We start from the raw sequence: 19055 nt of genomic DNA, 5'->3' as shown, positions 1-19055 counted from the left end.
CAGGGACAGCTTCAGCATGCAGCCGTTGCTAAGGCAATCGCTTCAGCTACCGATTTCTCAAAGATCGCCAGGATCGCACCCGATTCTTGCTCCGTAATATTCAGTGGCGGCAGAAAACGGACAACCGCTGAATGACGCCCGCCCAGTTCCACAATTAATCCATTCTTGAAACATTCACGCTGAATAAACTCAGCAAGTGCACCATTAGGCAGATAATGTCCCAGACGATCCTTGCTTCCTGCCGGATTAACCACCTCAACACCAATCATCAACCCTCTGCCACGCACATCACCAATCTCTGCATACTGCTCTTTCAATGCATTCAGTTGATTCATGAACTGCTCACTGCGCAGATGTACGTTGTGTAGAACATCCTGTTCCCGAATATAACGAAGTGTCGCAAGTCCCGCTGCCATGGCCAGCTGATTGCCACGGAACGTACCTGTGTGTGCACCAGGTTGCCACTGGTCCAGCTCTTCCCGGTAGATGACAACAGACATGGGCAGACTTCCGCCAACTGCTTTGGAGCAGATGATTACATCGGGTACAATTCCGGCATGTTCAAACGAAAACATTCGTCCTGTCCGTCCAATACCTGTCTGCACTTCGTCGATAATAAGCGGAATGCTTCGCTCTGCCGTAATTCGGCGCAGCTCCCTCAGCCATTCGATATCTGCCGGAATCGCTCCGCCCTCTCCCTGTACCGTCTCCACAATGACCCCACATGGTGCGGCAATACCACTCTCGCAATCATCGAGCAAGTTCTCGATATACTGTGCGCTTAATCGGGCCGTCATGCCTTCACCAACACCAAATGGGCAGCGGTACTCATAAGGAAACGGCAGGAAATGCACATCCGGCAGCAGGCTTTGCAGATGTTGTTTCTTGCTCAGGTTGCCACTCATCGACATCGTCGCTTGTGTTGAACCGTGATAACCTCCCTGAAAGGCAAGAATAGACTTGCCACCTGTTGCATGTTTGACCAGCTTAATGGCTGCTTCAACTGCATCGGCCCCCGTTGGACCACAGAACTGGATTTTGGCTTTGTCTCGCATCTCGGCCGGGAGAATGGAAAACAGTTCTTGCATATATGAAAGCTTCAGCGGTGTTGCCAGATCCAGTGTATGAAGCGGAATCTGCTGATCCAGAACATCGCGAATGGCGTTGACCACCGTGTCATGGTTATGCCCCAGCGCCAATGTTCCTGCACCAGCCAGGCAATCGTAGAATACGCGGCCTTCCGTATCGGTAATCTTCACCCCATGGGCCTTGTTAATGACAAGCGGGAAATGTCTGGGGTACGATCTTGCATTGGATTCCTTCTCATTTTGCATCTTCAGATATTCCGTCTGCACCTCTACTGACATAGCCCTCTAACGCTCCTTATAATCGATTCAGGCTGAACCTGCTGCCTGTGTTTCTTGTTCTGCATTTTGCATATGACATGGTATTGGTTCAAAATCATGTAAGGTCCGAATTATACATGATGGTATCCGTCATCTGTTATCCGTTATAGATTGTCATCTATACGTTGTTATAAGCTATACATTTTATATTCAAGTTGCTCCTGGCACAGGTATTCCAGATATAACCGAACCACATCACGAGTTGTCCCACCATGGGGGAAGACGTGGTGTGTCATATCTGGCAAGGCGTTCACTTCCAGAATGCCCCCTTGTTCTCTGGAGATTGGAGTGCGGATATCACAACAACGAACATCGACCCCTGCTACATCGATCTGAAGAGTCTTTGCCGCCTGAATGATCATTCGGGCATTTTCGGGATGAATAATTTCGGTACAATCCTTGTAGAATTCACTGATTTTTCCGGCGGCAGAATTGCGGAGATCGTATAGCTCGATTTCTTTTCCGATGGCAGGAACTTCATCCAGAGTTGTCCCTTGTGCACGCAATACCTCCAGCAGTCGTTCCGTTTCTGCATCAACCTGAGGAAAAGCTTCATACTCTCCTATGTGCGTCATCTCGATTCGATCCTGATTCAACTGCTCGATTAATGCCCGAACGGTTGAAGTTCCATCTCCCTCGACATAGACAGGTCGATACTGGTTCACAGCCACCACTTCACCGTTAATGATCAGCACTCTGTAATCGATCCCAGTTACATATTGCTGCAACATGATGCTGCTGCCATGGACACTCGCAAGTTGAATGGCTGCCTCCAGTTCATCTGGGGTACGCACATCCAGCGTCACCCCCATGCTGCTGCTCGCATCCAGCGGTTTCACTACAATAGAGCCATGCCTTTCCAGAAAATCTGCTGCTTCGCTTCCCATCTCCGGGATCACGATAAATGATGGCACAGGCATTCCCTGTTCATGCAACAACATATTACATGCCTGCTTGTTCTTCGCGAGCAAACCGGCAATTAACGGCAGACGATGAGATCTGGTTTTATTAATGATGATCTGCTTATCCCCTACAGACAGCTTCAGAAAATCTTCGCATCCCTCAAGAAGTGGCTCACAGGTGATGCCCATTTCTCTCGCTTTGCTTATAATGAGTCGGTTTTGCAGATTATGAATCCCTTTCGGAAACACTGAAAATCCTCCTCGATCGAATGAAGGTACTCGCTCCTATATAAGTTGAAATAAAGATTATTTACGCTGACACTACAATGACAGAACAACCTTCCAATCGCTGTTATCCCTAGATTTTTTTGATTCCCTTTTCTCAAGGGAAAAATCCGGGAATAAAGGCGAACGCTTCGCTTTTTCAGGTTTTTCCTGCCCTCTCCGTTGCATGTAAATGATTAATTCAACTTATATTGCTCATACATTCATCATTTTTTTGTAATTATATATTGATAATGATTATCAATATCATATAAAATCTATTTTATGGCAATTCGAGCTATATTGTCAATAATAAACTTTTAAGGAAAAATAAGATTTAATTTAGTGTAGGTTTGAGTCGATGCAGGTATGTTTTTATCGAATAATAGGCACAACAAACCGGGCAAGCCTGGGACATGGTTTTACCAACGGCTTGCCTAATTTGTCATCTGTATGATCATACAATGGAGTTGATTTGGAGTTTTGAATAACTATTGAACGAATCAAAAACGGACTTTTTGATCGTCAAGCCAGCTGCGTGTACCGCTGTTCTCCATTCAGCTTCCTTCCCCGTCCATGCGGGATACAGGTTGGTGTGCCGAACAGTGGATCGATTGCAATCTCACACTCCATCTGGAAGACTTTACGGACCATGTCCTGTGTAACAATATCTTCCGGTTTACCTTCTGCGTAGATGGACTTGTTGTGAACAGCCACAATGTGATGCGCATAACGACATGCCAGATTCAGATCATGAAGTACCATAACAATCGTGCGTCCTTCTCGTTCATTTAACTCAAACAACAGATCGAGGATATCAATCTGATGTGTCATATCCAGATAGGTTGTAGGTTCATCCAATAGCAAGGTTTCAGTACCCTGCGCAAGTGTCATTGCAATCCAGGCACGCTGACGCTGTCCACCGGACAATGCATCCACAGGTCGATCCGCAAGTTCTGTCAGATGTGTGGATTCAAGTGCCAGCTTGACCATACGCTCATCCTCTCGTGACCATTGCTTCAGCCACGTTTGATGTGGATAACGTCCTTGCTTAACCAGTTGGTTCACCGTCAGGCCCTCCGGAGCGGTCGGGCCTTGTGGCAGGATGGACATGCGTCTTGAAATTTCCTTGGTCGGCAGCTTCGCAATCTCTTCCCCATCCAGCAGCACCGAACCGGAGCTGGATTTCAGCAACCGGGCCATTGTACGCAGCAGCGTAGATTTGCCACAGCCGTTGCTGCCAATCAGAACGGTAATCTGTCCCTTGGGAATGGTCAGGTTCAAATTTTCAATAATGGGATCTGCTCCATAGGAGATCGTAAGCTCCTTGGCTTCCAGAATACTCACAGCTCTCTCCTCCTCAAAACTGATTTCGATTCTTGAATAACAAATACAGGAAAAATGGTGCGCCTACGCCTGCGGTGAATACCCCTGCGGGAACATCCAGCGGTAGAAAGGCCGTACGGGCAATCAGATCTGCCGCAAATACAAGCAGAGCACCAACCAGTCCAGACACAATCAGCATACTGCCAAACATACGTCCAACCAGCTTTCGGGCAATATGTGGAGCGATCAGGCCTACAAAACCAATGGTTCCGGCAACCGCAACGGCGATTCCCGCCAGCAGTACACTGCATAACAACAACGCTGAACGATGCCGCTGCACAGTGACACCCAGCCCTGTAGCCAGATCATCTCCAAATTCCTGTGCATTCAGGCTACGGGCGAACCAGATTGCCAGCGGTACAACAATTACGATAACCGGAAGAATGGTTCGGACATCGGTCCACGATGCTCCGTACACACTTCCAGTCAGCCAGATATAGGCTTGACCTGCCGTGTAGAACGGACTCAGGATCAACATAAAGGTTGTTCCAGCTCCGGTAATGGCTGACACTCCTATCCCGATCAGCACCAGGCGGATCGGACTGACTCCTTTTTTCCAAGCAAGCACGTAGATGATTAATGCCGTCACAATTGCGCCAGCGATGGCGAACAATGGCAACAACTTGATACTCACCGCTCCGCCCAGCAATGTAACAAAACCTACAGCTGCAACGGCCGCGCCGCCGGTGATGCCGATGACATCCGGTGAGGCCAGCGGGTTACGGATAATACCTTGCAGGAGCGCACCTGACATACCCAGGGCTGCTCCTACGAGCAAAGATAATAGCACCCGTGGCAGTCTTAAGGTCAGCACGACGAAGTCATGCTCCCCTTCATTCAGACCAAATATCGTTCGAAGTACATCCAGCGGAGAGATAAAGTCACTGCCCACACTGGTACCAACAACCCCTGCCACCAGAAACAGGAGGATACATATGCCGATGACAACCAGTGATTTTTGTTCCATTTGTACTGAGACGGTGTCTTTTTTGTTGCGGAAAGTCAACATCTTCCTCATATCTTCGTCACCCCCTTGCGTGCAATGTACACGAAGAAGGGTCCGCCAATCAGTGCAGTCATGACACCAAGTGGAACTTCCTGCGGCATGATCACCAGCCGTGCAACCACATCCGCGGACAGCAGCAGAATCGCTCCCCCTACAATAGAGTAAGGAACGAGCCAGCGGTAATCATTGCCCACCAGTGCACGCATGATATGCGGGACAACCAGACCAACAAGACCGATTGAGCCGGCTACGGCAACTGAACCACCCGCCAGCAACACAGTAACAATTCCCATGAGTACTTTGACCAGTAGTACATTCTGTCCCATGCCTTTGGCGATATCGTCACCCGTCAACAGCAGATTGATGGCTCTGCCCATGAACAGAGAGACAATAGCTGCACCTGTCATGTACGGCAACACAGGATATAACATTTCCAACGTCCGACCACTTACTGAACCGGCAAGCCAAAACAGTACATCCTGCAATCCGGTTCCATCCAGTACCAGAATGGCTTGTGTGAAAGAGGCAAACAATGCTGAGATGGCCGTCCCCGCCAGTACAATTTTGATCGGTGTCAGGCCATCACGACCGAGTGAACCCAGTGCATATACAATCGCCGCGGCAACCGCAGCTCCAGCAAAACCAAACCACATCATCGTGGTTAGCGAGGATACCGACAATACAACAATGGCAATAACAATAAAAAAGATCGCACCTGCGTTGATCCCGAACACACTTGGTGATGCCAGCGGGTTACGTGTCAATGCTTGCATCAGTCCACCCGCCACGGCCAAACTTGCTCCCACAACAGCAGCAATCACCGTACGTGGCAACCGTTCCGTCAGCAGAACCACATGTTCCACAGAACTCTCGTCATAGAATTGCAGTGCTTCCCATGCCATCTGAAACGTGATATGCGTACGTCCCAGAATCATACTGGCTAGGCAAGCAAGTAGAAGTATTATGAATAAACCAACCAGTCCATAGATCTTGGCGCTTGCCTTTGTAAAAAGGGGAAACATACTCTCACTCTTTCATCTGTAAAATGATAAAAGACCTGCCTGCCCATACACTTCGTTAACGAATGTTCTGGTGCATGGCAGGTCCTGCTCCTGTTAGTTCAGGTTGAACTGCTTATATAGATCGTCCAGCATCATGTTGGCCGATGTGTATCCACCTGCCATGTTCCAGGCCACTTCATCGACCTGAACCAGTTGGTTATTCTTAACTGCATCAAGGTTTTTCCACAGCGGACTGCTGGTCCAATCATCATAATTTTTCTGAATGGCATCTGTTTCTGTGCCTGAATTGAAGTTGAAGATCATGTCTGCATTCATATCTGGAATGTTTTCTTTGGAAGTCAATTCAACTCCCCATGTGTCTGCATCATGTCCGGCAGGTCTGGTGAACCCAAGTTCATTCAGAATCTTACCTGCATATCCCATGTAGAAAATACGAACTTGATCGGCTCTAAAGTTCGTGATGGTTGCTTCAATTGGCAGACGATCCCCCATTTTCTCTTTAAAATCAGCTACACGGCCATCCCAATCAGACAACAATTTATCCGATTGCTCAACCATATTCATCGCTTCCCCAACAGTTTTCACCGTTTCTTTCCAGTCAAACAGCGTCTCCGTCACTACCGTTGGTGCGATCTGCGACAGTTGCTCATAGATCTCTTCATGTCTGATCTTCGTAGCAATAATCAAGTCGGGTTTCAACTTGTTGATCTCTTCCAGATTGGGCTGTGATTCCTGTCCTACTTGTGGAACTCCGTCCAGATCTGCTCTCAGATATTCATAGACTGGCTGCTGAACCCAGGATTCCACCACGCCTGTCGGTTTCACGCCAAGTGCAACAACGACATCATTCGCACCCTGGAACAGTGTCACGATCTTTTGCGGGGTTCCCTTGATTGTGGTGTCGCCCATGGCATGTTTGATCACTCGGGTCTGATCTTCAGTCGCACTGGCAGTTGTATCACTTTCATTATTGCTCTCATTGCTGCTTGCAGCTTGGCTGGACGTATTTGTTGTCTCGGCACTTCCACCCGAAGCACAACCAGCAAGCAATGAAATCATCAGAATAAGTGCTGCATAAATGTATAGCTTTTTCTTTACTTTATACATGAAATCCGTCTCCCCTTTTTTATCTAAATGATATTGAATCTCATTATCAATTGTATTGTAATGGAGATGAAATCATTATACAAGCATTTTATTTGGAAAAAGTTCTCACTCCCTGTCGAACTCTGTAACTTCATAAAACAACATTAAATAAAGATAAATTAACTAAACCAATACAATATATATCGATACAATACGCCTCCACACAAACCATATATGTAATTTTTTTCTTACCTACAAAATATACAAATCTCTCTTTTTACTTTTAGTTTCATCTAATACATGTCCTTTTTGCTAGTGACTCATTATTCATTCATATGCGTTTGACTGATGAATTTACTGTAAAACAATTCCTGTAATTTCTTGTTGTACTATGTTAGATTATCCATTGAAATAAAATCACATCTATAGATAGGGGATATTAACACGTGAAGAAATCATGGGTACTATCAATCATTATGAGTTTTGTCTTGCTCGGCGGGGTGTTCGCACCTGTAGGGTCCTATGCCGCTGCTGCGGATGACTCAACCACTACATATTCGGAAGACGAATACTATGAAGAAATTGACACGTCAGAACAAGAACCGATCCCTACAGTCGAAGAAGAAGATTTCCTGGGCTACCTTGATCAGTTGGATATGGCATCGGTATATGAGGAGAGAGCCTTCAATGCTTTGGGAGGTGGATTTTACATCACATCATCCAATCGCAAGTCCGTATTCCTGAAACTGACCAATACAGCGATTCCTAACTACACCAAATATGTATCCAAGCTGAAGATGATCAAACCGCAAAATGCGGAATTGCAAAAAATCCATGCCAACTTGATCAAAGGTAGCTATACACAGCTGGAAGGATTCCAACTCGCTAAAAAAGCGGTCTCCAAAACAACGGTAAACAGTGCTGTCCTGAAACAATCCAATGCCAAAATTGCTGCCGGGAAGAAAAATATCGAGAAGTTTCACAAAGAATTCTCTGCATACGCCAATAAACTTGGATTTGATTTATAAAAAACAGTAATTGCAGATACGCGTCCTACATTTCGAATAAAACAATTTGAAATTTAAGGAAAAAAAGTGTTTTCTTTTGCTGAGTTAGTTCGTATAATAGCACTATAATCAAAAGGCTATGCTGCCGAAAGGTACAACCTCGTGAACAATTGAGGTTGTGCCTTTTTTTGCGTTTAATGGCCACTTTTATCTGAATTTCATCATCTGACGAGGAGTGATTTACATGATTCTTGAAGCCGTTTATCATCGCCCCAAACTCAATTGGTCCTATGCTTATGACCGTTCGACCATGCACCTGCGACTTCGGTCCAAACGCGGGGACCTGGATGCGGTGATTGCCATTACGGGAGACAAATATGCCTGGGATCGGACGATCACACACATCCCTATGCACATCTTTGCCCGGGATGAAATGTTCGATTATTGGGAAGCCGAGACTTCACCTCCCTATCGCCGATTACGGTATGGTTTCCAACTGATTCAGGGAGAGGAATCGGTCTGGATGACGGAGCGTGGATTCGAGCAGGCCCTGCCTGATCATCCGCTCGAATTCTTTGATTTTCCATTTATGAATCCAGTCGACATTTTTGAACCGCCTGCCTGGGTTAAGGACGCTGTGTTTTATCAGATTTTCCCTGAACGTTATGCCAATGGCGATCCATCCCTCAGCCCCAAAAATGCTGAACCCTGGGGAGGAGAACCTACACCGGTGAACTTCTTCGGCGGCGATCTCCAAGGTGTGCTTGATCATCTGGATCATATAAGTCAGCTTGGCATCAATGCCATCTACTTCTGTCCGCTGTTCGAAGCCACGACGAATCACAAATACAATACAGGCGATTACATGAAGGTTGATCCTCACTTTGGAACCAATGAACAGTTCAAGGCGTTCGTGGACGCCTGTCATCAGCGCGGCATACGCGTTGTTCTGGATGCGGTATTCAATCATTCCGGCAGAGAGTTCCCTCCTTTTGTCGATGTCATGAAGAATGGTCCCTCTTCCCCCTACGCAGATTGGTTCTATATCAAGGACTGGCCGCCGCGTGTGGAGGATGGCATACCAACTTATGATACCTTTGCTTTTGAACCGCTCATGCCGAAACTGAACACGGAACACCCTGAAGTGAAGGCATACCTATTAGAGGTAGGACGTTTCTGGATTGAGAAGATGGACATTGACGGCTGGAGGCTTGATGTGGCGAATGAGGTGGATCATCAGTTCTGGCGCGAATTCCGTCAGACGGTAAAAGCCATTAAGCCTGACGCCTATCTGCTCGGTGAGATCTGGCATGATTCGCTCATGTGGCTTCAGGGAGACCAGTTCGATGCCGTGATGAATTATCCGTTTACCAACTCGGTATTGGACTATACGGTGCACGGCAAGCTCGACGGACTCGCATTTGCCAATGAGATCGGCAAACTGCTCGCAGCCTATTCACAGCCTGTGACCGAAGCGTCCTTCAATCTGCTCGGAAGTCATGATACCCCCAGACTGCTGACCTTATGTGATGGAGACGAGCGCAAGATGAAACTTGCCGTTACGTTACTGCTTACGTATCCAGGTGTGCCATGTATCTATTATGGAGACGAAGTGGGACTTGATGGAGGATATGATCCGGGTTGCCGCAAGTGTATGGAGTGGGATGAGACCAAGCAGAATCGCGAGCTTCTGGAATTCTTCACCCGTACGATTGCCCTTCGCAAACAGCACCCTGCCCTGCGCAGCACAGAACTGAAGATTGTATATGCAAAAGCCGGAGACCCTTGTCTTGCCATCGAACGATTGGATTCGCAGACGGGAGAGCGTATGCTTCTTGTTCTTAATGCGGGTGATGAACCATGCACCCTTGAACTCCCCTTGGGAGATCGTAACATCTGGCGAAATCTGTTCACATCAAACACCGTGGAAGCTCGGCAAAATAAACTGACCCTCGATCTGGAAGCATACGGATTCTCCCTGATGCAACTTGAGGTTAAACAGCCAGCTGAGGCCTGAGATAAATACAGCTAACAAGGGAAAATAACTTCAAAGAGGCTGTCCTCCAGGTGATATGCTCCCCATAAAGTAGACAGGTAAAATAATAAAATCCTGTTACTGTATGGGTAGCATATCAGACCAAGGACAGCCTCTTCTGTATCTTATACGTCTTGTATGTCTTGTGCATCTTATACGTCATATCCTAACGAACCCAGCACACGTTATTTGCTTCATTATACGCGGGTTAAATGCCTAACGAATCAGAGAGACCTTATTTCGTCCAATACGTCGATTTTCGAGACCAGAAGCCGTATTTTTGAAGCAATAACGTTACTGAGATTCGTTAGGTTTTACTTTTCTTGATTATCCCCTCAATACGATGTTTGAGGTTCGTTAGCGATACCGATTCAAGCAAGATGATACTCTTCGAGGCAGCGACCTATTTCCCAGCCGAGGCGAAGGGTGTCGAAGTCATTGGTTTTCGTATTTTTTTCATTCTTGAACTTACGAGCGCTCCCTGTGTAATTACGATTTTCTGCGGAATTTTGTATGAAGGCAGCTTGTCCTGACAATATTCCCAGATGGATCGCCGCAGATCGGTGAGAGTACATTCTGTAGCCAGCCGGATAGTCACCTTCACCCTCTGACCCGTGATACCACTCTGTTCTCCCGAAACTACAGCCGCTTCAATACATTCCATCTCTTCCAGAACACCCTCGACCTCGGCAGGATACACTTTCCGTCCCCCTACGTTAATGATCTCGGAACGACGTCCCAGAATACGAATGTAACCCTGCTCCAGCACAACTTCATCCCCAGTACGTAGCCACCCGTCCTCTGTAAAAGGTGAAGGTGCATTCAAATATCCGATCATCGCAGTTTCGGTATGGATCTGTAATTCTCCTTCCACCACCCGGTACTTGACCCCTTCATCTTGAATGGAAAACAGCAGCGAGCCTGGCTCTTTGGAGCGGGTTGGCAGAATGCCAAGTTCAGACATGCCATAGGCTTGTATCGTCCTTAGTTGTGGAAATCTCCGGTTCCAGGCTGCCAGTACGGATTCAGGCATCACTTCCGATCCGTATGACACAACTTCGAGACTCGACAGATCATACCCCTCATCATTTCTACCCAGCAGCAACAGATTCATAAATGTTGGAGAGACCGGAAGAGCCTGCACACGAAACTTCTCAATCGTTCGGCACACTTCTTCGGGAGATCGATCTGCAATGATACAGAGACAGCCCCCACTGGACAGGGATTGCAGCATTGTATTCACACCGCCGATATGATCAAACATCATAAAAGGAATCGTTCGCAAAGGCCGAACCTGCCGCCGAAAACCATGTAACAGCCGATCTGCACGATGCACAGTCGCTTTACTCACTCCGGTTGATCCGGATGAAAAGAGTACAAGTCCGCCTACGCCTTCTTGTGCCAGCGAGGATAACAACACAGGAACCTCTCCAGATAATTCACACGTTTGCCGAATGCACAACTTGCCTTCTTCAACGCCCAAACGCCACTTCACCTGTGCCAGCTGGATATATTCCTCTCGTTTGGCTTCAACCAGGTTCCGATCCATGGGGAGCACGATACACCCTTGTCCGAGCAAAGCAACCAATGCTGCCGCTGCATAGGGAGAATAATCTTCCTCCAGCGTTACAAGTTGCCCAGTCAGCTTTTCTGCTGTAATCCACTTACTCATGATGCCAACCTGTTCCAGCAGCCACTGATAGCTGTACTCCTGATCTTTCCAGATCAGCGCAGGTTGCTGTCCCTGTTCCGCGAATCGTTCAAGCAAGAATTGGTTCAACATCTTGCATCCTCCTCACCGGCAGACGCCCATTGCTGTGCGAGATAATCAACAAGTGAACCCACGGTCTGATATGGGCTTTCCGGCATGGAAGTAGCAGCCATCTCCGCCAGTGCGGCTCCCATCCCCGTTCCCCATCGATCTTCGATTCCCTGCTCTACCACTGCAAGCAATGACACGAGTTCCAGCGAATCCAGTTGCCCACTTCGTCCGTACAGTGGAGCGTTACCACCCTCACCAAGTGGAATCGTTGTATTATGGTACGCGTTTAACTCCCGGCAACTATCCAATACGATACGGAGCAAATCCTCCCTGTGTTCTTGTCCAATCATCAACACGGCCTGACGTGGGAAGCAATCTGCCTGAGGTATGGACTGTCGAAGTGACTCATACCATTGCCATTCATCGGTGACCAACATTTTAATTACACTTGTTAACTGTACTTTCCACTGCTCACGCTGCTTTATCCGACTGACCTGAAGCATATTGTAGGCCTTCTCCCAACGTACAATAATGTCGCTGAATTCTCTCGCATATTGATCAAGTGGAGAACCTAGCCATAAGGCAGACTCCTGAAGAAGATCTCGAAGAAAATATCGACTCCATCGCATATCAAACAGCAGACCCGATATTAACATTTCATTGGGCGGATCCCCTTCATTCGCCCCACGCAGTGCATCTAAGAGTCGCAGAGACACCGCATGTCCAAAATGAAAATTCCGCTCTCCTTGTGTAATCGTCCGGCCTGTCAGAAATTCTTCAATCTGCGTTGTTAACGCCTGGATCAACATGTCTCGGTAACCGTCAGAGTCCAGCTTCACAGTCGCCCGAATGTCCATGGTTCCATACGTTCGGAGTTCTTCTTTGCGTTTGGCCTGCGCAAGCTCAGGTATGCTTTGGTTACCTTTCCAGAAGTCATGAAAGGCCCTTTGAGTAACCTTTCCCTTATACTTGGAGGGCACGGGATCGTAGACGTGAACATGCTCATCTTCCAAACCATATACGGCAATCCAATGGTCTACCAGATGTAGTCGGGAACCTTGCTTCACGTGTTTGCGAATGTACTCGGGATTTTGATAATCCTCACAATAAGGCAGATGATAACTGGTTCCTGTAGCCAAAAAAAGCCCACCTTCGCCAATATGCCGCTGGATCTGCGTCTTGCCTTCCTCGAAGCTGTCCAGCTGTCGCTGACCATACATTTCCCAGATCGGCTCTACATAATCCAGTTTGTGAAAATAAGGCTTCACCAGTCCGTTATCCCCGCACGAAGGAAGGCTGTACATCCGACTTGCCGCCAGCAATGCCAGACTTGTGATGGATCCTTGTCGATGGAGCACTTCATGAATCAGAGGAAAATTGCAGGGATAATAATAAGGAATGTCCAGCACTGGAGCGAATGAAGGAATGATCATTTTGGGCCTCCTGTTCCCGTTTTGGCTGACGTACTGCCCCAGGATTGGATTAGGTAATGCACAGACATATCATCTGTCGCTCGAAATACCCGATTGGCAATAGGTTTGCCATCCACATCGGTCTCGAAACGGCGGAAACCACGTGTAAACCGGAAGGAGAACCCACAATCACGCGGGACTCGGTAACTACCTTCATATCGACCTTTGCCAGAACGGACAAGCTTCATGCCCATACCACCATATATCGTTTTCTCCGAGTCTTCATCGGGAGCTACCTCTGCACGAATGCAGACTCCCACATGAGTGGACATTTCAGGAACGACAGTGTAGATGCGTGTAGCAGACAGTTCCCCCACAGTCAGCGTGATGAATGCACTTCCAATACCGACAGGAACCAACTCTCCACTCGCATGAACCTGAAGCACATTCGGGTCACTCGAAGTATAATTCCCATGCAGCAGACTCTGAACCAACCCACTCTCGTAGTGCATTTGTGCATTGATACACACGGTCATTCCACCCTGTAGTCCGATGACATCCCTTCCAAGCAGTTCGAGCGAGGAGGGCTTACCCACGTGGCCGAACATGTACAGTAACGGGAGGTGAACGCGTGCTCCCCAGTCACCTTCCTGATGGCAGGCACCCTGCTGTTCCAGAAATGCCAATTCCTCACACGATCCTACTCCGCGTTCAAGTAATTGATGAGCTACCCTTCTGACCTGAGAAGGCAGAAACAATCCTTCCGTATCTCCAATATCCATCCACATTCGAACGTCGGGTACCTCTTCTGGCAAGCGATACATGTTTTCTTCCAACAGTCCGCTCTCAGATGTTTCGTCCAGCTGCACATCTACACAGAATGGCGACATCATGATCAGTTTTCCGAAAACATCCGGATTTCGCATCCCCATGTGCAATGTACAAAGTGCTGCGGCAGATGAACCCAACAGCCCGGTATTCTCCTTGTCTGGCAACGTCCGATAACGATGGTCAATGATCGGTTTGAGTTCATGAATGATGAAATGCTCATAGTCGATGCCTGAGCACCCCACACTCACGGCCTCTCTCTCAGGAGCAATGTAGTGGTAGAATTCGTTGTGCGTGACTGGACGGACATGTGCAATACCGACAATAATCAGTGATTCAATCTGCCCGGAGGCAATTAGTCCGTCCGCTGCCTGATCCATGTTCCATGTTTCATTGCCTGTCCGGGATGGACCAAAAGCCCGCTGCCCCGCATGAACGTACAGAACCGGATATTGCCGAGCTGTCTGCTCATGGTAACCGGGCGGGAGGTACACATAAATGTTGCGGATATTGCCCAGCCTCGACGCCTGAATGCCTTCCAAACATTCGATGACAGAATGGGTACTCAACGATTATCAACCGCCTCTCTTCTCCCAATTCGACTGCATAATACAAATAACCCCGCCTCAGAAGAGACGGGGTTGTCCCAGAACACACGTAAGTGTTCCGGGATACATAGCCCTTATATTGTGAATCTGCGAATAGTTTAAATCCCCGGACATGCTTTTGTAAACATAAAAATAGAAAATAAATGCTCCCAAAAAAGTTATTGACATAAGATCCAATATTTCTTACGATAACGTTGTGATCATAACTCGAGGGCCATGCTTTTAAACCTGAGCGGTTTAGGACAACCCCGGTAACTCCCGAAGGAGATGCCGGGGTTGTTGGCGTGTCAAAAGGAGGGAAGTCTTCAATCCACTGCGTAACACTTCGCTGTATTGAAAGCGCTATTATTCAAGAGCCGGGTTGGTTGTTTATCTAAACTACTACATTCACGAGAAGGGTGGATTACTATGTTTCAAATGGCCAAACGTGTACTCCTCAGCACAACACTGACACTCAGTTTACTTGCAGGGGGCGCACTTCCCTATCTGCCTGCTTCAGCGATCTATGCCGATGCGGATACCGCGGTTACCAACAAGCAGAACTTTAGTACAGACGTCATCTATCAGATCTTTACGGACCGCTTCCTGGACGGAAATCCTTCCAACAATCCTACTGGAGCTGCCTACGATGCCACTTGTAGTAACCTGAAGTTGTATTGCGGAGGCGACTGGCAGGGTTTGATCAACAAAATCAACGATAACTATTTTAGCGATCTGGGCGTTACGGCATTGTGGATCTCCCAACCGGTCGAAAATATCTTTGCCACGATCAACTACGGCGGCGTGATCAACACAGCGTATCATGGTTACTGGGCACGTGATTTCAAGAAGACCAATCCTTATTTCGGAACGATGGCTGACTTTCAAAATCTGATTACAACCGCTCATGCCAAAGGTATCAAGATCGTCATTGACTTTGCACCGAACCACACATCTCCTGCCATGGAGACCGATACCTCCTTTGCAGAGAATGGCAAGTTATACGATAACGGTAATCTTGTTGGCGGATACACAAATGATACAAATGGATATTTCCATCACAACGGCGGCTCCGATTTTTCCTCCCTGGAGAATGGTATCTACAAAAATCTCTATGACCTCGCTGACCTGAATCACAATAACAGTACCATTGATCAATATTTCAAAGATGCAATCAAGCTATGGCTTGATATGGGCGTGGACGGCATTCGTGTTGATGCGGTGAAACATATGCCTCTCGGCTGGCAAAAGAGCTGGATGTCCTCCATCTATGCACATAAACCTGTATTCACTTTCGGTGAATGGTTCCTGGGATCTGCTGCATCTGATGCGGATAACACGGAATTTGCCAATGAATCCGGGATGAGTCTGCTTGATTTCCGCTTTAACTCTGCCGTACGTGACGTCTTCCGGGATAACACATCCAACATGTATGCTCTGGATTCGATGATTACAGGCACAGCGGCAGATTACAATCAGGTGAATGATCAAGTTACGTTCATTGACAACCATGATATGGATCGATTCAAAACAAGTGCCGTCAACAACCGTCGTCTGGAACAAGCGCTGGCCTTCACGCTGACTTCCCGCGGTGTACCTGCCATCTATTATGGTACCGAGCAGTATCTGACTGGTAACGGGGACCCTGATAATCGGGCCAAAATGCCTTCCTTCTCCAAAACAACCACTGCTTTCAACGTGATCAGCAAGCTGGCCCCTCTGCGCAAATCCAATCCAGCGATCGCCTATGGCTCCACTCAGCAACGCTGGATCAATAATGATGTGTACGTTTATGAACGCAAATTTGGCAAAAGTGTAGCTGTTGTTGCGGTCAACCGTAATCTCTCCACACCAGCAAGCATTGCGAATCTAAGCACTTCACTGCCAACAGGCAACTACACCGATGTACTGGGCGGCGCACTGAACGGTAATAACATCACTTCCACCAATGGCAACGTCTCTTCCTTCACACTGGCAGCCGGAGCAACCGCGGTCTGGCAGTATACAACGAGCGAAACAACACCAACCATCGGGCATGTGGGTCCGGTGATGGGCAAACCGGGTAATGTCGTTACCATTAGCGGACGTGGATTTGGCTCCACCAAAGGTACGGTATACTTCGGTACAACAGCCGTTACCGGTGCTGCGATCACATCCTGGGAAGATACGCAGATCAAAGTAACGATCCCAGCTGTTGCCGCAGGCAATTATGCTGTGAAAGTAGCTGCGAACGGAGTTAACAGCAATGCGTATAACAACTTCACCATCCTTACGGGTGATCAGGTCACTGTACGATTTGTCATTAATAATGCGTCCACCACACTGGGTCAGAACATCTATCTGACAGGTAACGTGGCAGAACTGGGCAACTGGAGTACGGCTACAACAGCTATTGGCCCTGCTTTCAATCAGGTCATCCACGCCTACCCAACTTGGTACTATGATGTGAGCGTACCCGCCGGGAAACAACTGGAGTTCAAATTCTTCAAGAAAAATGGAGCGACCATCACGTGGGAAGGTGGTTCCAACCACACGTTCACCACACCAACCAGCGGTACAGCCACAGTTAATGTAAACTGGCAATAAGATAATCCATCTATAAGCTAACCCGGAGTTACGCTAACGAGCGTATGCTCCGGGTTTTGCTATTGGATTATGCTATATAAATTGAACAAATGACTCTACACTTGACCACTACACGGTCAGATCCATCTCCCATTACTGTTACCCCCAGTTGTTTTAATTCCCTTCTATACAGGGAAAATCTGGAGCTAGCGTATGCTTCCAATGTAGCTTTCTTTTAGAAATCTTTTAGGCGAACGCCTCGCTTTTCCGGATTGCATCTGACTGCTCCGTTATCGTGTAAATGTTTATAGTTCAACTAACATAGATTGGATCTATATATCACATTTCTAATGATAGGTTCGGATCGACTTCAATGTTGTAGCGGCCAGAATACCTGTTGCCAGCAGTAATATGCCCACGCCTTGCAGCACAGAAGCTGCCCCCCACTGATCAGCCAATACGGAGACAACAGTCAATCCCATAATAGGCGCTGTACTGGTGATTGTTCCAACTACGCCATAGACTCTTCCTTGCAGCTCGTCTGGAACGGCTGTCCTCAGCATAATCTGGGTGAGCATCGTACAGCACGCGAACATCGCACCTCCGCCCACGATTAACGGCAACGCCATGATTGGAGAGGATACATTCGCCAAAAAAATATAAATCGGCCCCAACACAATCAGACCGATAAACACCCATCTCCCTCTTCGCTTCAATCGTTTCCCCGAAGCAATCAACAATGCAGAGCCAATCATATATCCGAGTGGAATACAGGTCTCAATTAATCCAAACTGCACCGGATTAGCCTCCCATACCTTGACCGCCATCACTTGAACCAGCATCATAGCTGACATGAAAAATAAGATCAGCACCGGATTGAGCAATACGATGGATCGGATCAAAGGATTCCGATAGATGTAGGCAAACGAACTACGCCATTCCTGAGCAAACGTGGTCTGCTGACTAACGGATCGCTGTACCTCAGGAAAGCGGCCCGCCATCAGCACACAGACTGCGGACAACAGAAAGGTTGCCCCTGTAATTAATATGGCAACGAATCCGCCAAATGCAGCAACAGCAACCCCAGCTGCTGCTAGTCCGCTGATTCGGGCAAGATTATCCACCATATGAATGGTTCCGGTGGCTTGTTGAATATGTTCTCTTCCAACCATACTTGCTACAGAGGCGTGGAATGCAGGTGCCTGAAACAGGCTTGAAAACATGGAGAGTGAGAGCAACAGCAGCACCACTGGGAACGGCGCATGCCAACCGAATAAGCTAATCGCAATCAGCACAGCCATCACACCGCGAAATACATCAGACGCCAACATCAGCTTCCTGCGATCCAATCGATCTGCGACCGTACCTGCCACCGATCCAAATAAAAAACTGACGGCCATATTGCAGATCTGTACGGCCGCCATGCTCTTCGCACTGCCTGTGGTCTGTAACACCCACAGACTGATCGCAATCCCATTGAAGCAATCCCCGAAGACCGAGATGCCGTAGCCGTACAAAATCCTTCGAAAGGTAACATTACGCCAAAGTGTTGGCGGAGCTTTAGTATTATACAATGCAGCTTGTCCATCTTGGTATCCCATAATCTCGGGCTCACTGGACGGGTTCATGCCCATACATCACGTTCCTCCCTTATCATCATTCGAGCCCATACAGAACCAGGCACTTCCGCAGCATTGCCAGTCGATAAAGACATGACAATACGGAAGTGCCTGAGTTAAGTGAGTGTTACGCTATCGAGACTAATCATGCCGTCGTTAGCTTAGCTG

13 protein-coding genes are annotated in these 19055 nt (G+C 47.8%); 3 read left to right on the top strand and 10 right to left on the bottom strand.

Translation table 11 applies throughout. The features are described from left to right. Window positions 1-11 precede the first annotated feature (11 nt). From MHH25_RS05030 to MHH25_RS05005, 6 genes are all read right to left on the bottom strand, one after another. Window positions 12-1367, bottom strand: a complete 1356-nt coding sequence (locus tag MHH25_RS05030; RefSeq protein ID WP_340019349.1) for a diaminobutyrate--2-oxoglutarate transaminase — start codon at window positions 1365-1367, stop codon at window positions 12-14. A gap of 167 nt (window positions 1368-1534) precedes the next feature. Continuing rightward, window positions 1535-2557 (bottom strand): hypothetical protein, encoded by a 1023-nt coding sequence (locus MHH25_RS05025; RefSeq protein WP_340019348.1) that lies wholly within the window; start codon window positions 2555-2557, stop codon window positions 1535-1537. Window positions 2558-3097: 540 nt separating this feature from the next. Continuing rightward, a complete protein-coding gene (locus tag MHH25_RS05020) occupies window positions 3098-3919 on the bottom strand; it encodes an ABC transporter ATP-binding protein (RefSeq protein ID WP_340019347.1) in 822 nt (273 codons plus the stop codon). Between the two features lie 13 nt (window positions 3920-3932). Beyond that, window positions 3933-4976: an iron ABC transporter permease gene (locus MHH25_RS05015; RefSeq protein ID WP_340019346.1), complete on the bottom strand. Its 1044-nt coding sequence runs from the start codon at window positions 4974-4976 to the stop codon at window positions 3933-3935. Then, on the bottom strand, window positions 4973-5986 hold the full coding sequence (locus tag MHH25_RS05010) for an iron ABC transporter permease (protein ID WP_340019345.1): 1014 nt from the start codon (window positions 5984-5986) through the stop codon (window positions 4973-4975). The genes MHH25_RS05015 and MHH25_RS05010 overlap by 4 nt, the downstream gene beginning before the upstream one ends. A gap of 93 nt (window positions 5987-6079) precedes the next feature. Beyond that, window positions 6080-7093, bottom strand: a complete 1014-nt coding sequence (locus MHH25_RS05005; protein ID WP_340019344.1) for an iron-siderophore ABC transporter substrate-binding protein — start codon at window positions 7091-7093, stop codon at window positions 6080-6082. 425 nt (window positions 7094-7518) lie between these two features. On the opposite strand from MHH25_RS05005, the gene MHH25_RS05000 reads away from it, so the two are divergent. Then, entirely contained in the window at window positions 7519-8100 is a 582-nt protein-coding gene (locus MHH25_RS05000; protein ID WP_340019343.1) for a hypothetical protein, read from the top strand. Window positions 8101-8323: 223 nt separating this feature from the next. Beyond that, entirely contained in the window at window positions 8324-10096 is a 1773-nt protein-coding gene (locus MHH25_RS04995) for an alpha-glycosidase (RefSeq protein ID WP_340019342.1), read from the top strand. A gap of 421 nt (window positions 10097-10517) precedes the next feature. On the opposite strand, the gene MHH25_RS04990 is transcribed toward MHH25_RS04995, so the two are convergent. From MHH25_RS04990 to MHH25_RS04980, 3 genes are read right to left on the bottom strand one after another with little or no spacing between them, the layout of a single operon-like run. Next, entirely contained in the window at window positions 10518-11897 is a 1380-nt protein-coding gene (locus MHH25_RS04990) for a fatty acid--CoA ligase family protein (protein ID WP_340019341.1), read from the bottom strand. Beyond that, on the bottom strand, window positions 11891-13309 hold the full coding sequence (locus MHH25_RS04985) for a hypothetical protein (RefSeq protein WP_340019340.1): 1419 nt from the start codon (window positions 13307-13309) through the stop codon (window positions 11891-11893). The genes MHH25_RS04990 and MHH25_RS04985 overlap by 7 nt, the downstream gene beginning before the upstream one ends. Beyond that, window positions 13306-14685 carry an alpha/beta hydrolase-fold protein gene (locus tag MHH25_RS04980; RefSeq protein WP_340019339.1) on the bottom strand — a complete coding sequence of 460 codons (1380 nt, stop codon included), beginning with the start codon at window positions 14683-14685 and terminating at the stop codon, window positions 13306-13308. The genes MHH25_RS04985 and MHH25_RS04980 overlap by 4 nt, the downstream gene beginning before the upstream one ends. A gap of 447 nt (window positions 14686-15132) precedes the next feature. Here MHH25_RS04980 and MHH25_RS04975 point away from each other — a divergent pair, with 447 nt between their 5' ends. Then, window positions 15133-17289, top strand: coding sequence for an alpha-amylase family glycosyl hydrolase (locus MHH25_RS04975; RefSeq protein ID WP_340019338.1), 2157 nt, complete (start codon window positions 15133-15135; stop codon window positions 17287-17289). Window positions 17290-17615: 326 nt separating this feature from the next. Here the strand turns inward: MHH25_RS04975 and MHH25_RS04970 are convergent, their stop codons facing one another. Beyond that, window positions 17616-18902: an MFS transporter gene (locus MHH25_RS04970; RefSeq protein ID WP_340019337.1), complete on the bottom strand. Its 1287-nt coding sequence runs from the start codon at window positions 18900-18902 to the stop codon at window positions 17616-17618. Window positions 18903-19055 lie beyond the last annotated feature (153 nt).

The organism is Paenibacillus sp. FSL H3-0457, from assembly GCF_037981725.1.
GTDB classification, from domain to species: domain Bacteria; phylum Bacillota; class Bacilli; order Paenibacillales; family Paenibacillaceae; genus Paenibacillus; species Paenibacillus amylolyticus.
Note: the sequence above shows the minus strand (reverse complement) of the source record. Positions and strands in the feature narration are given on the sequence as shown.

Bases quoted from the DNA above. Each gene is read 5' to 3' on its own strand.
- MHH25_RS04995 (WP_340019342.1), top strand. From the start codon at position 8,324: ATGATTCTTGAAGCCGTTTATCATCGCCCCAAACTCAATTGGTCCTAT.
- MHH25_RS04990 (WP_340019341.1), bottom strand. From the start codon at position 11,897: ATGTTGAACCAATTCTTGCTTGAACGATTCGCGGAACAGGGACAGCAA.
- MHH25_RS04975 (WP_340019338.1), top strand. From the start codon at position 15,133: ATGTTTCAAATGGCCAAACGTGTACTCCTCAGCACAACACTGACACTC.
- MHH25_RS05030 (WP_340019349.1), bottom strand. From the start codon at position 1,367: ATGTCAGTAGAGGTGCAGACGGAATATCTGAAGATGCAAAATGAGAAG.
- MHH25_RS04970 (WP_340019337.1), bottom strand. From the start codon at position 18,902: ATGGGCATGAACCCGTCCAGTGAGCCCGAGATTATGGGATACCAAGAT.
- MHH25_RS05015 (WP_340019346.1), bottom strand. From the start codon at position 4,976: ATGAGGAAGATGTTGACTTTCCGCAACAAAAAAGACACCGTCTCAGTA.
- MHH25_RS04985 (WP_340019340.1), bottom strand. From the start codon at position 13,309: ATGATCATTCCTTCATTCGCTCCAGTGCTGGACATTCCTTATTATTAT.
- MHH25_RS05010 (WP_340019345.1), bottom strand. From the start codon at position 5,986: ATGTTTCCCCTTTTTACAAAGGCAAGCGCCAAGATCTATGGACTGGTT.
- MHH25_RS05005 (WP_340019344.1), bottom strand. From the start codon at position 7,093: ATGTATAAAGTAAAGAAAAAGCTATACATTTATGCAGCACTTATTCTG.